Source organism: Candidatus Cloacimonadota bacterium, assembly GCA_019429305.1.
In the GTDB taxonomy this organism is placed as follows: Bacteria; Cloacimonadota; Cloacimonadia; order Cloacimonadales; family JAJBBL01; genus JAHYIR01.
In genome coordinates this window covers 21,373-35,237 of sequence record JAHYIR010000022.1, presented here as the reverse complement: position 1 = coordinate 35,237, position 13,865 = coordinate 21,373, and the positions used below count along the sequence as shown (strand labels likewise).

At 37.9% G+C, this 13,865-nt stretch carries 9 protein-coding genes; 3 read left to right on the top strand and 6 right to left on the bottom strand.

Features of this window, described 5'->3' with window-relative positions:
* Positions 1-1,968: hypothetical protein (locus K0B81_07925; protein ID MBW6516523.1), on the bottom strand; the 1,968-nt coding region annotated here is incomplete at its 3' end.
* Between the two features lie 682 nt (positions 1,969-2,650).
* On the opposite strand from K0B81_07925, the gene K0B81_07920 reads away from it, so the two are divergent.
* The 3 genes from K0B81_07920 to K0B81_07910 are packed head-to-tail and all read left to right on the top strand — an operon-like array spanning position 2,651 to position 5,299.
* On the top strand, positions 2,651-3,244 hold the full coding sequence (locus K0B81_07920; GenBank protein ID MBW6516522.1) for a Maf family protein: 594 nt from the start codon (positions 2,651-2,653) through the stop codon (positions 3,242-3,244).
* 1 nt (position 3,245) lies between these two features.
* Positions 3,246-4,724: an amidohydrolase gene (locus K0B81_07915; GenBank protein MBW6516521.1), complete on the top strand. Its 1,479-nt coding sequence runs from the start codon at positions 3,246-3,248 to the stop codon at positions 4,722-4,724.
* Between the two features lie 20 nt (positions 4,725-4,744).
* Positions 4,745-5,299: a hypothetical protein gene (locus tag K0B81_07910; GenBank protein ID MBW6516520.1), complete on the top strand. Its 555-nt coding sequence runs from the start codon at positions 4,745-4,747 to the stop codon at positions 5,297-5,299.
* Between the two features lie 74 nt (positions 5,300-5,373).
* Here the strand turns inward: K0B81_07910 and K0B81_07905 are convergent, their stop codons facing one another.
* From K0B81_07905 to K0B81_07885, 5 genes are all read right to left on the bottom strand, one after another.
* A complete protein-coding gene (locus tag K0B81_07905; protein MBW6516519.1) occupies positions 5,374-5,727 on the bottom strand; it encodes a hypothetical protein in 354 nt (117 codons plus the stop codon).
* Between the two features lie 547 nt (positions 5,728-6,274).
* Positions 6,275-7,615 carry a sigma-54 dependent transcriptional regulator gene (locus K0B81_07900; GenBank protein MBW6516518.1) on the bottom strand — a complete coding sequence of 447 codons (1,341 nt, stop codon included), beginning with the start codon at positions 7,613-7,615 and terminating at the stop codon, positions 6,275-6,277.
* 56 nt (positions 7,616-7,671) lie between these two features.
* The gene (locus tag K0B81_07895) at positions 7,672-9,366 is read right to left on the bottom strand and encodes a hypothetical protein (protein MBW6516517.1); all 1,695 of its coding nucleotides are present in this window, start codon (positions 9,364-9,366) and stop codon (positions 7,672-7,674) included.
* A gap of 54 nt (positions 9,367-9,420) precedes the next feature.
* Positions 9,421-10,752 carry an NADP-specific glutamate dehydrogenase gene (gdhA, locus tag K0B81_07890; protein MBW6516516.1) on the bottom strand — a complete coding sequence of 444 codons (1,332 nt, stop codon included), beginning with the start codon at positions 10,750-10,752 and terminating at the stop codon, positions 9,421-9,423.
* Between the two features lie 95 nt (positions 10,753-10,847).
* A complete protein-coding gene (locus K0B81_07885; GenBank protein MBW6516515.1) occupies positions 10,848-13,853 on the bottom strand; it encodes a hypothetical protein in 3,006 nt (1,001 codons plus the stop codon).
* Positions 13,854-13,865: the final 12 nt, after the last annotated feature.

Below are 13,865 nucleotides of genomic sequence, written 5' to 3'. Positions count from 1 at the left end.
AGTATAAAGAGCATTAGTTCCAATTGCTGTATTAAATTCCCCACTAGTATTAAAAAATAGTGCCTTAAATCCATTGGCAGTATTATAATTACCGGAACTGTTCCAGTATAATGATTGGCTTCCCATTGCTGAGTTATAACTTCCAGTATAATTCATTGCCATAGCTTGATAACCCAAAACCGAGTTCTCGTTACAACCTCCTGCAGCAGAGCCACTTAAAGACCAAGTACCAACAGCAGTATTTCCCAATCCCGTCTCATTACCCAAGATTGTGCTATGTCCAATGCCGACATTATAATTACCGGTAGTATTTGTTCTTAGGGCACCACCACCAACAGCCAGATTATAGTCACCTTCAGTATTATTATGCAATGAATAATTACCTAAAGCGGTATTATTGCTACCAGTAGTGTTTGTAAATAGTGCTTTCCATCCGAAGGCATCATTGTCATTAGCTGTTGAACTGTATAGTGCCTGAAATCCGACTGCCGTATTTCTATACCCGATATTGTTGTAATATAATGCTTCGCCTCCGACGGCAGTATTTTCATACCCTGTTGTATTGGATGTTAAAGCATAATAACCCAGGGCAGTATTATCATTTGCTGTTGAATTTAATGATAATGCCTCTACACCGTATGCCGTATTTCTATTACCCGTAGTATTTCCTTGTAAAGCTCTGTATCCGGACGCTGTGTTAAAATTACCTGTAGAGTTCGAGTAAAGCACGTCCACGCCATTAGCAGTATTGAAAACACCTTCCGTGTTGGAATATAGACTTCTATGTCCAATTGCTGTATTCTCATAACCAGAAGTATTGGAGTGAAGTGATTTATAGCCAATTGCTGTGTTTAATCCTCCAACTGTTTGCGAATATAATGCCTGATGACCGATCGCGACATTTCTATCACCCGATGTAGTATTGGAGTGAAGTGCTTGATAACCGATAACCACATTACTTTCTAAACCACCACCACCTCTACCTATTGTATGTGAATTTATCATAGCATCACCACCACTTACATGTAATAATTCTGTAGGGGTTGTAGTCCCAATACCGACATAACCTGTTCTACCTATGGCTCCTGTTATGTCAGTATCTCCACTCCAAGTAGGATCAGTTTCTGCTATTGTTGTGGGTTCTTGCCAGGTAGCAACCCCAGTTGCATCAGAAGTTAGAACCTTACCAAGACCGGGAAAACCACCCCTAATTCTGATATTACCGTCAATATCCAGTTTCTGAGTAGGGTTTATGGCTCCTATACCTACATTACCAACATAGTTGATAAGTAATCGAGTTTGTTCTACATAATCATCATAGAAGAAAAACCCATCATATAAAACAGGCATATCAGGTGGTCTATTCTGACCGATGAGCCATTTAAGATAAGGAGTTTCGAACGACATGCTCACCGGTAGATCTTCTTGATTGGATATTTTTTGATACTCTTCAGCACCACTACCAATAATATGCAAAGGATATGCAGGTGTCGGTGTCCCTATCCCTACATTTCCGGTTCTACCAATATCTCCACTAATATTGGTTTCTCCTTCCCACGTTGGGTCTTCTTCTACAGAGTGTAGAGAGTAAGCTGTACTTACAATTCTGATGCGAGGAGTCATCTCAGCATCTGCACTGATCTTTACACCTAACCAGCGAGCTTCTGCTGCGAAATATGATTCATCAAGGGGGTTTAATTCACCCAGATTCAATTGAAACAATCCGTTAAAGATTGTGACTTCTCGATCTTCTGTCCAAATCGCAGAGCCACCTACAGCAACATCATAGACATTAAATCTGATCGATAGAATGTCATTTACCGGTTCACCCATACTGTCAGTTAATCTCCCTTGGAACGAGATCAGATCGGGAATTGTTCCAGTTCTGCTTTCCTCACGGGCTGAGAACTGACTGTATAACATAAAACCACTAAATAGAATGATTGTGATAAATATATACTTCTTCATAATAACCTCCTCTGTTTATGAAGTTGTAAGGTAAATTGATTATGATCTGTTAGATTATAAACTAAATTGATGTGATTTTGAATATAGCTAGTGAATAACGGTTCAAATATCGTTGAACTGGCAGTAAAATAGTAGTTTTTTTGAGACTTGAAACCAGAAAAAAAAGCTAATTGCGATTCATCATCAGACGTATTAACCTCTTTTTTTTGAGGTCTGGCATTCTTTTCAATGCTAAGAAAATTTTTTTACAGTAGATGAATGCGCATGGCACACTGTTGATTTTTTCTAACAAACTTCATTTACAGACTCCCCTTGAGATGTGAGCAGAGTTATAAAAAGAAATCAATTAAAAGCTCACAACTCAATTGACTGAAAATTAAACCCCGAAATAGAGAAACTACTCAATGCAAGTTTATTATATATAAAATTATGGTTATATTGTCAATATAAATTTTAATTATGAATTAGAAAATGATTTGAAGTAGTTATTTAGAATCAAGTTCTTTTGTAAGATAGCACGAAAGAGTCTCCAGCAAGTTATTAAGAATACGGGAGTTATTTTATTCTTGTTAAACTACCATTTTTCTACTCAAATAAATGGTTTTCGAAGTTTTTATTGACTCTTGGTCGGTGACTCATAAAATATCCAAGTTATAATGAAAAAGCCAAACACGGAGTTTTTATGATCCATAACATATTAAAGGACAGGAGAGTAATTCTCGCTTCCAAATCACCCAGAAGGCAGCAAATTTTTGGGCAATTGGGTTTAAAAGTTCTCTATATGCCAGCCGAGATAGATGAAAATATCAAGACAACTAATCCAAGAAAATATGTGATCAGTTTGGCTAAGCAAAAGGCAACTCATGTAGCAAAAGCAATGGACCCGGAATGTGTTGTTGTTGCTGCTGACACAGTGGTCTATCTGAACGGTGAAATACTCAACAAACCGGAAGACGATTTTCAAGCAGCCCATTTTCTCTCTCTCCTCTCCGGACAGCCCCATTTTGTCTATACCGGACTATGTGTCTGTTATCACGGTCGGAGCTATACCGATTATGCCCGCACAGCGGTAACTTTTAAAGAATTAACTGCTACAGAGATAAGTGACTATATAGAAACAGGTGAACCGACAGATAAAGCGGGAGCTTATGGAATACAAGGTTATGGGAGCCAGTTTATAACCCGTGTTGTGGGGTGCTATTTTAATGTGATGGGTTTTCCGGTAGCCAACTTTTATGAACTGTTAAAGAATAAAGTATTTAGGAACGAGGGGTAATATGACTCTTTTTTATAATGCACTCTTTTATTCACTAAAGGAGAGACATGAGACCTTTAGTGCGTTATTGGTTGATGAAAATGGTGTAATAGTCGAGACATTTCAGAAATTACCAAACAACTTTCAAGGTAATAAGATTGACTTAAACGGCACTTTTGTCTATCCCGGTTTTGTAGATACTCATACCCATTCTTTTGAAGGGGGGCTCTATTCCAGGGCAGCTGATTTAGGAAACTGCCGGTGTCTGGAAGATGTATATAAGTTGTTGCAAGAGAGAGAACCCATCGACGGAATATTTGTCGGTTACAACTTTGATGAAAATCTTATCAGCGAGAAAAGATTTCCGGCTCCAGAAGAGTTGGATAGAATATTTCCTAATGCTCCTTGTCTGATACGGCGTATAGATGGTCATTCAGTCCAGATCAACAGTAAAGCAAAAAAGGAAATTGAACAATGGGGAAAAATTCCCCTGCCTGAAGTTGAAGTTTACAGAGGTGATTGGAACGATCATATCAGTCGCTGGTTTCACAGAAATATTTCTCAAGAAGAGATAATATCTGCCTATCAGAGAGCAGCAGAATTAGCAATTTTAGCAGGTCATACAACAGTTCATACTATGGTTGGAGATGCTAAAGATGATCCACTACATTATAAATTACTTCAAGAATCAAAAAAGAAGTTTTCCATTGAGTTTGTACTTTATCCTCAGATCTTTAATATACAGAAAGCGTTAGAACTCGGTGCACCAAGAGTGGGTGGTTGTATCTTGGCTGACGGTTCTTTTGGCTCTGGCACGGCAGCTTTATCAGAACCGTACATCAATGATCCACAAAACAGAGGAATATTGTATAAGAGTTCTCAGGAATGGGAAAAGTTTATTCTGGAAGCACACGAAAATGGTCTGCAGGTAGCGATCCATTGTATAGGAGATGCAGCAATAAAGCAGATCCTATCGCTTTATGCCCAAGCACAGCAGCAAAATCCCAAGAATATTCATCATCAGATTATTCACTCAGAGTTGATAACAGATGATCGAGTTATCGATATGATGAAGGAGTATCACGTAGCTGCTGTAATGCAACCTGTATTTGATTTGCTCTGGGGTGGTGAAGATAAATTGTATGCTCATGTTATTGGAAAGGATAGAGCATTACAATGTAATAGATTTCGTTCGTTACTTGCTAAAAATGTTCTCGTTACTGGGGGTTCTGATTGGTATGTAACTGAGATGAATGCTTTGAAGGGTATCTATGGTGCCGTCAATCATCATAATACTACCGAGAGAATTGATCCGTTCGCAGCTCTGTCTCTTTATACGATCAATGCAGCCCGCTTAATTAACGAAGATGAAAACGTAGGTATGCTAACTCCAGGAAGGAAAGCAGATTTAGTCTGTTTAGACCGCGATCTATTACAAAATGATGATATCCTATCCATAAAAATCACAAGAGTTGTCAAAGCCGGCAAGATTATTCATTAAGATAAAAACGAGAACTATCAATGGCACAAGTGATTCATTTTGATAGAGATGAAGCTCTTGATCTGATAAAAATTGAATACAATCTGCATCCCGCTGCAGAATTGATTGATTATTATAAGCTCTTCTATCAGGCATTGTATGGTCCCGGACATCTAATTACGAACGAATCTGAAGCGTATAGCTATTTACATGAAGAATTATTGCAATTTCAAGGTAATCAAGAACCATATGTTCAAGATCTCTCTCTTTCCGGTAATGACTTCTGCCGGGTAAATCTGCAGGTGATCTTAGATAAAATGATCAGTGAGATAGATTATTTTGATCTATTCTTACAGAGTGCTCGAGACCAGACAAGTACAGATGGATATAATAAATATTGGTATGAAATCGAGAAATTAATTAAAGAAATAGGTGTTCTTGGGAAGGTTTTTGAAGAACAAGAAAAGATACTAAAAAGTTGTTTAGACAGTGCAGTGGTCTATTCTCCCAGACATAGTGATATTTTTAGGCAGAATTATAATCCTCATTATAGATTAATCAGGAAAATATTCTTAACTGATATACTCTTAAAATGAAAGGAACCGAACAGTGTCCGGCTCCTTTCTTACGTTAGAGGTATCGTAAGCAAAAATTATCTTTCTAACAACTATTAAGCATATTCTTCGCAATGCCAGATTCCACCCTCAACTTTCTTCAAGCTGCAATTCTCATTATGAATACAATAAGGGCACAATCCGGGATTAGCTTCCACAGCAGCATCAGCCATAGCTTCCATCTTAGCTTCTACCTTGCTCTCAGCTGCTATTGGAGCAACCTCTTCATTTTCATAATCTTCACAGTTCCAGATGGCTGCTTCAGTATTATTACTTAAGCTACAACTCTCAGCGCGAACACAATCGGCACATAAACCAGTTCTCTGATTGTTCTTAGAATGAAGTTCTACCTTCATTTCTTCTTGAATACTCTTTTTTAATTCTTCTTTATATTGATGTTTGAGTGACATGTTAACCTCCCATGTTTCTTTTATTCTCACCCCACATATATTGCATACTTCGTGCCAAAGAAAAAAAAGGTGGTAATATCTGTTATTCTAATAGCGTTATCTATTGATATTAAATGAGATACGAGATAGTTGATCTTAACTTGCTGCCTGAAAATTTCTCATAAAAAACCATAAAAAAATGGGGAAAAACTATACTGCTGGGGAATTATTCCCCAGTTTTTAGATGTTTTACATACTCTCTATATCCTGATAAATCTGAAGTGTAGGGGCAATTGACTTCGTCGAGCTCGGAAGCAGCCACGAAGAAGTGATTTCCTCGGTTCACGAATTGCCCTATTAAAGATGTTTTCTTGATTTGATAGTTTTTATCTCTCTTATACCCCTAGGTAGCACACGAGTCGGCTAGGGCCGACTCGTGTGCTACCTATTAGTATCAGAATAATAAAGTTGAAAATTCTGTAGGAAATGCGTCAATTCTTGTGGATATAATAAAAAACAGATTAATATACTTCGATAGAAGATCAGCAATGGTGATGAGGATGAATTTTTATTCTTCGTCTTTATCCGGTAGTTTTGAACGGAGCGTTTTTCGGTCTATGCCGAGTATTTGGGCTGCTTTACTTTTATTGCCTTCAACAGAGGCAAGGACATTACGGATATATTCCGCTTCCATATCTTTGAGAGATTTTGTATAATCTTTATCAACTTGAATGCAATATCTCATCGCTTCGGGTAGATCGGGGACATCAATAGTCGGATGATCGATCATAATAACCAAACGATGGGCAAAATTTTCCAATTCTCTAACATTTCCGGGCCATGAGTAATTCTTTAAGGCAAGGAAGGCGTTTTCAGTCAATGTAGGTGTTTTTTTCCCGATCTCTTTAGCATATTTCTCTAAAAAGTATTTAGTAAGTATTATCACATCGTCATTTCTTTCACGGAGAGGTGGTAAATCAATAGTGATCACATTGAGTCGATAAAACAGGTCTTCCCGAAAGTGACCTTGATCTACCAGTTTAGCCAGATTTTTATTAGTAGCAGCAATGATGCGGACATCAACTTTACGAGATTGCTTAGCTCCGATCATAGATACCTGTTTATCCTGTAAAACTCTGAGGAGCTTGACTTGCATAGAGAGTGATGTTTCACTGATCTCATCGAGGAAGATAGTGCCGCCATCAGCAATGATAAAGAATCCAGCTCTTGTTTCGTGAGCACCAGTGAAGGCACCCTTCATAAAACCAAATAGTTCGCTTTCCAAGAGATTTTCAGGAATAGCACCACAATTGACGGCAACAAATGGGGCCGCGGAACGGGGGCTATGATAATGGATTGCCCGTGCCACGAGTTCTTTACCGGTGCCACTCTCGCCAGTTATTAGGACAGTAGCGTAGATGGCAGTAGACCGTTCAATAGCATGAAATACCGTGTTCATTGATTGTGAGTTACCGATTAATCCATAACTCTGGTAAGTGTCGGGGATTTGAGTTACCTCAGTTAAACTTTCGGTTCTGATCTTTTCGACTACTTCGTCTATAGCTTTGTAGAGTTCTTCATCAGTGAAAGGTTTTATCAAATATTCCTCAGCACCAGACTTTACAGCTTCTACAGCACCGTCAATGGTAGGGTATCCTGTAATCATTACAACTTTCAATTGCTTATAATTCTCATTGATGTGTCTGATAAGTTCCAAACCACTAACTTTAGGCATTTTGAAGTCGGTGATCACCAGATCAATATCGGTCTTTTCCAAGACTGATAAAGCGTCGGCAACATTAGTAGCAGTAAAAACAGAGAAATCACGTTTCTTTAATTTTCTACTGATCATCTCCAATGAATCAATAGAATCATCAACAACGAGAATGGTTAACCTATTATCAGTCATAATCTATGAATCCTTTTATAATTGGGAGTCCGTAATAAGCAATCTTTCCTCACCGGTTATTTGTTCTTTAAGTTGCCGTATATAGGAAGCTTAATTTCAAAGATACTACCTTTTCCGAGCTTACTATTAACGTTGATCTGACCATTGTGGGCAGAGATGATCCCGTGAACAACAGAAAGCCCCAAGCCGGTTCCCTGATCAATGTCTTTAGTCGTAAAGAAGGGAATGAATATCTTTTGCTGGATCTCTTCATTGATTCCTGTTCCGGTATCTTCAACGGAAAATGAGATGGAATTATCAGGATTGTTTTTCGTTGCCAGAATTAGTTTACCGCCTTTGGGCATAGCATGAATAGAATTAACGATTAGATTTACCAATACCTGATGGATCTGATTGGGGTCGGCATCTATTTCCGGCAGATCTTTTTCCAAATTTCTAATAATCTCGATACCCGATTTCTGGCATCGGCTCTCCAAAAAATAAAGACCCTCATCAATAACCTGATTGAGATTAACTTTACCCTTTTTTGGTGGCATCTGTCTGGAAAATAGCATTAGTTTGCGTACTATTTCACGACTATGAAGAGTCGCATTGATTATCTTTTTTGCATCTTCGATCGCTTCAGAAGGAATGTTTTCACCCTTTTCGATAAGTTGAGCAAAACCGAGGATAGTAGCCAAGGGTTCATTGATCTCATGAGCTATACCGGCAGAGAGTTGTCCAATGGTTGCTAATCTATCTGCATGACGGAGTTGTTCCTGTAACTTCGTATTTAGTTCTTCAACCTGTTTTCGTTCAATAATGAGAGCGATCTGTTTGGAAACAGTCTCTAACAAGTTTTCTTCCTCTTGGAGAAAGACCTGACCGTATTTCGGAATGTCTCTTTCACGATAAAAGACTTCTAAAAATCCACGCTGTTCATATTTATAGGCAATCCGGGCTGATAATTTAATTTTGCTCTCCCGGAAGTTTTTACTCTTATAATATTCATCATCTACGTAGATACGGGCAAAGGCAATTTCCGGATATTGCATAGCAGAGGGGAGTATATCGGCAATTTGTTGCAATACTTGATTGATGGTAAGGTTAGGTTTATTAGCAATTTGTGTGATCTGATAAAGACAAAGTAATTCTTTTACTCTTTCTTTGAGTGCATCTTGAGCGTATTGATGAGAGAAACCTTCAGATAATACTTGAATTAATTTAGAGAAGAAGTTAATGTTAGGGCGGTCAAAGGCATTTCTCTTGAAAGCTCTCATAACAAGGATAGCGAAGTTTTTCGCATCTATCAAGAAGGGGATGATATAGTAGGATTGAAAATTTTCAGTGGTAGTTTTTTGTGATCCATTAATATCTATATCATTGATAAAGAAACAGATCCCTTCCTCGGTTACAATATTCTGTAAAGCAATAGGTTGAGATTTCTTCCTGTTTTTGATAATTTCCTGATTAAAAAAGCTTTCAATCCATGAGGAAAATTCTTTTTTGAAGTTGAGATCCAACAACTCTCTGCGATTATAGTGTTGAAAAGGGAAATCGGTTTTTCTTTGTTTTTTTACCGAGATAACATCAACTGGTAAATATTCGAACACATTTAGTTTTTCTTGATCACCCAAATAGATAACAACTGAATTAGCTTTAGAAAATTCATCAAAAATAGCAGCTATACCTTTGATAAACTCAAGTTTCTTAAAATCACCACTGGCACAGCGTAAAATCCTGTTGGAAATTTCACATATTCTTTTTAGCATAAGTAGTCTTTCAAAAAGTGGTGCCGTTCATTTGAACGGCACCATATTTTAAGATTATAGAACACCATGATCAAGCATAGCTGAGGCAACTTTCATAAATCCGGCAATATTACCACCTTTGACGTAATTAACAAAGTCTCCCTCTTTACCATACTCTACACATTGGTTATGAATAGAACACATAATACCGTGCAATTTCTCATCAACTTCTTCACGACTCCAATTTAGACGCATACTGTTTTGTGTCATTTCCAGAGCCGAAGTAGCAACACCACCGGCATTAGCTGCCTTGCCCGGACCGTAGAGGAGCTTGTTTTCTATGAAAATCTTAACACCTTCTGGTACGGTTGGCATGTTAGCACCTTCAGAAACGCATTTACATCCGTTCTTAACCAGCTCAGCAGCTTCTTGTTCATTGATCTCATTCTGAGTTGCACACGGTAGAGCAACATCACATTTAATACCCCAAGGACGTTTACCTTGATGATATTCGACTTTGAACTCGTCGGCATACTCTTTAACTCTACCACGACGAATATTTTTCAGTTCCATCAGATATTCCCATTTCTCACCTTTGATTCCATCAGGATCATAAACAAACCCGTCAGAATCAGAAATAGTAACAACCTTACCACCTAACATATTGACTTTTTCTATGGCAAACTGAGAAACATTACCAGAACCTGAAACAACTACGGTCTTTCCTTCTATGCTATCATTACGGGTTTTTAGCATCTCTTCGGCAAAGTAAACGGTACCATAACCTGTTGCTTCTGGACGAATTAAACTACCACCCCAATTGAGTGCTTTACCTGTAAAGACACCGGTAAATTCATTCTTGATCTTTTTATACATACCGAACATATAACCAATCTCTCGCTTACCGACACCAATGTCACCAGCAGGTACATCTGTATCAGGACCAAGGTGACGGAACAGTTCCAGCATGAAGGACTGACAGAACCGCATTACTTCACCATCAGATCTACCACGGGGATTAAAATCAGATCCGCCTTTTCCACCCCCGATAGGTAGTGTAGTGAGGCTATTTTTAAAAATTTGTTCAAATCCGAGAAACTTAAGGATAGAAAGGTTCACACTCGGATGAAAACGAAGACCACCCTTGTAGGGACCAATAGCGCTGTTGAATTCAACCCGATACCCACGGTTAACTTCAATTTCGCCATTATCAGCAACCCAAGGAACACGAAACATGATTACTCTTTCCGGTTCAACAATCCGCTCCAGAATATTAGCCTGCTGAAATTGCGGATTAGCTGTATAAACAGGCCAGATGCTTTCGATTACTTCGGCAACAGATTGAATAAACTCCGGTTCATTAGGATTCCTTGCCTTAACTTTGTACATAAATTCTTGTAAATTCATTCAAATACCTCCAACGTTTTTTTTGCTTACGATCTATACTAATGTACTTAGTATGCTCAATCACTTGTTTACCAGGCAAATGACCGTTAAAATTTTTATTTCTTACCACCTCCTTGAGGTTTAAAAATTATAGCAGCTCCTTTTCTGCCGTCTATTTTGGTCAGAAAAGGATTATTACTTCGCAGATGGATAAAATGATCTGTTTTTTGATGTATTTTTTGTTTATTCAGCCATATCCAGTTGATACTGTTTTCACTGTAAGGGATAGTAAAATAACCTACATTCATAGCAAACACGTTTTGAAAGAAATGGCTACCCTGTGAAGCTTCAACAATAAAATTCTTTAACCCGACTTCCACAATTACCTTAGCTCGATTGATCTGAGCCCATTTTACCGGAATACCGAGAAAACGATCACTGGAACCCCACCTACCGGGTCCAATGAGGATATAATAGCGATTCTCTTTCCGTAATGTTTCATTTAGAAACTCAATCTCATCTCTCATTTGTAACGTTTTACTGTTATCAAAAAGATCGGGGACTAAATAAATCAAGTCATGGATCCCGTCAATAACTCCGTTTCCTAATGCACAGGATGAAAATAACAGTGATTCCTTTTTGTCAATAGAATTCAGATCAATACTTAATCTCTCTTTACTGACGTTGAGAGGTCTGATTTGCAGGAGATAGAATGCAGGTAGTTGTTTTTCATCTTCGTCTGATGGATCTTCTTCCAGATTAACCGCGAACTCGATTTCTACCGGGATACCCATAGCTTTCTCACCAATTTGCAGGATCAAATTTAGAATATCAGAAAGGGGGATAAGATTAAAATGAGTAATAGATCGGAAGGTTATTACTCGGGGACCTTTGACAAAGGTTCCTTCAAGGAAGGCGTTATTCTCATAATCCCAAATGGAAGTAACATTGATCAGAGGTCCCTCTTTTTCATTATTTTCGATTTTCTTTTTAACCAAAGATTCTTCTTCTCCCTTCACCAGATCGAGTTCGTTTGACTGCAAGTTGATAGCGTAAAAATGACTCTGACTATATTCGACAACCCGGAAAGGTGGCATAAACTCAATACGAGGGTAACGAGGACAGAAAGAATAGCTCTTCTCTCTATCTACTACAGATTTACCCAAACCGACAGCTAAGGAAACAATACCGTCATTATGCTTCATGTAAGAAGTCGGATAATAATTATATGATTGAGCTACACCCGAGAAATGTGGATAATAGTAAGAGTTATATTGTTTCCCGACAACAGTCTGGAGAATGACAGCCATTTTCTCTTCTTCTATCTTAAAATTAATCCCTTCTATATAGTTGCGAGTATTCTTGAGATATATCGATGCAAAAATGAGCTTAATGGCATTACAAAGCCGTAGTAAGCGGATTTCATCATCAGGATGGTTATTGGGTAACATAAAAGTACGATACACACCGGCAAATGGTTGGGATTGTGAATCTTCCAAGAGACCGGAAGAACGAACAGCTATTGGTTTTCTAATGATATTTAGATATATCCTTAATCTGGACATTAATTCATCAGAAAGCTGAGCTTCGACAAACATTCGGTCAATTTCATAGTCGCTGTATTTTGTAAAATCGAGATTGAGTTTATTCCGTTCGATAAAAGAGTCAAATTCATCTGTGCAGATAATTGCTGTACATGGTAATTTGATATGAATATCCGGAAAATAGTCATCAAATTCCATTGTTTCCATTAACGCATTTAGAAATGCCAAACCTCTTCCTTTACCACCCAATGAGCCCTCAGAAAGACGAACTATCTGCTTTTCATCTGTCAAACTGTCTTCGTTAAAACTGACAATCTTACCACGGTTCTTCTGTCTATTGACATACTGGAAAACAGCTATTAAATAATCTCGCAGGTTTTTAATATCGGGAAAATCTTCGATCTTCTTTGGTGCGATCACTCTGGCTACCTGAAATTCACCATGAGCTATCAACCAAGCTGAGAAATGATTCAAATCTGAATGAAACTTGAGAGAATCGTCACTAATAGTCTTGAGTTTCTGCTCAAACTCACGCATTGATGCTGCCGTATCAATGATTTTGCCTGTTTGATCACGAAAGACAAAGTCTCCGAACCCTTGGCTCGTGTGTAGGAAGTTTCTAAAATCGCGCCAGAAAGCTGAAGAACCTTCATAAAGATAATAAATACTATCGTCTAAAGCATCTCTTATGATGCTCTGATCTGAAGAATGAAGCATTAAAGAGGTTCTTTGGTCATTTTCCCTGATCTTCTTAAAGAGTTTTAGACCATTTATTTTATAACAGAGATGCGGTTTTTTCTCAACAATAGAGTTTTCTGCCGAGATAACACAGGTTATGTAATTCTTAAATTCATCATATATTTTTAGTGCTTCTTCCAAAGAGTGAACAAGGATAACTTTTGGCCGTGCTCTCATTCTGAGCCGTTTGTTTATATCATTTAGCTCTTCTTTGATAAGTCGTTGTGTCTGTCGAACAAGTTCGTAATAGATTAAGGGAAGAAATTTAGAATAGTACTTAATAGATTTTTCATAGAGAAGAATGACTCGAGTTAAACCGACTTCCGTATCATGTTTTAAGTTTCTTTTATCTTCTGTAAGCTTAACCATAGTAAGGAAAATTTTTGCATCTCCTTCCCAGCAAAAGATGCCATCAAATAGTTCTCCGTATTCTGAATTTTGTTCAAAGTAGAGAGGATTGACTGTTTGGTTGAGCAAGAGAAGAATGGGCAATTCCTTATCGAGAGCTTTTATCTCTCTTGCTAGATCAACTGATGAAATCCTTCCGACATTTTCCAGTGTGATCACAAGGTCGAATTTTTGCTCTTGAACTAATTTTATAGCTTCTTCCGCCGAAGGGGTGGTTACTATTTTGGGATACAATGATAGATCAAGTTGTTGATATTCACCGAAGAGTTTATCGGAAAGGTGTCCGTCCTGTTCGAGAATGAAAGCATCATAGAAAGTAGACACTAAGAGGATGTCTCTGATTCTATACTGCATCAGATTATGAAAAGTATCTTCACCATATTTGAGTTTGTTATAGTAATGGATAAGGTCCTTGGTTTCAAACTTTTTCATAATCTAAGCAAA

Bases quoted from the DNA above. Each gene is read 5' to 3' on its own strand.
- K0B81_07910 (MBW6516520.1), top strand. From the start codon at position 4,745: ATGGCACAAGTGATTCATTTTGATAGAGATGAAGCTCTTGATCTGATA.
- K0B81_07895 (MBW6516517.1), bottom strand. From the start codon at position 9,366: ATGCTAAAAAGAATATGTGAAATTTCCAACAGGATTTTACGCTGTGCC.
- K0B81_07920 (MBW6516522.1), top strand. From the start codon at position 2,651: ATGATCCATAACATATTAAAGGACAGGAGAGTAATTCTCGCTTCCAAA.
- gdhA (MBW6516516.1), bottom strand. From the start codon at position 10,752: ATGAATTTACAAGAATTTATGTACAAAGTTAAGGCAAGGAATCCTAAT.
- K0B81_07885 (MBW6516515.1), bottom strand. From the start codon at position 13,853: ATGAAAAAGTTTGAAACCAAGGACCTTATCCATTACTATAACAAACTC.
- K0B81_07900 (MBW6516518.1), bottom strand. From the start codon at position 7,615: ATGACTGATAATAGGTTAACCATTCTCGTTGTTGATGATTCTATTGAT.
- K0B81_07905 (MBW6516519.1), bottom strand. From the start codon at position 5,727: ATGTCACTCAAACATCAATATAAAGAAGAATTAAAAAAGAGTATTCAA.
- K0B81_07915 (MBW6516521.1), top strand. From the start codon at position 3,246: ATGACTCTTTTTTATAATGCACTCTTTTATTCACTAAAGGAGAGACAT.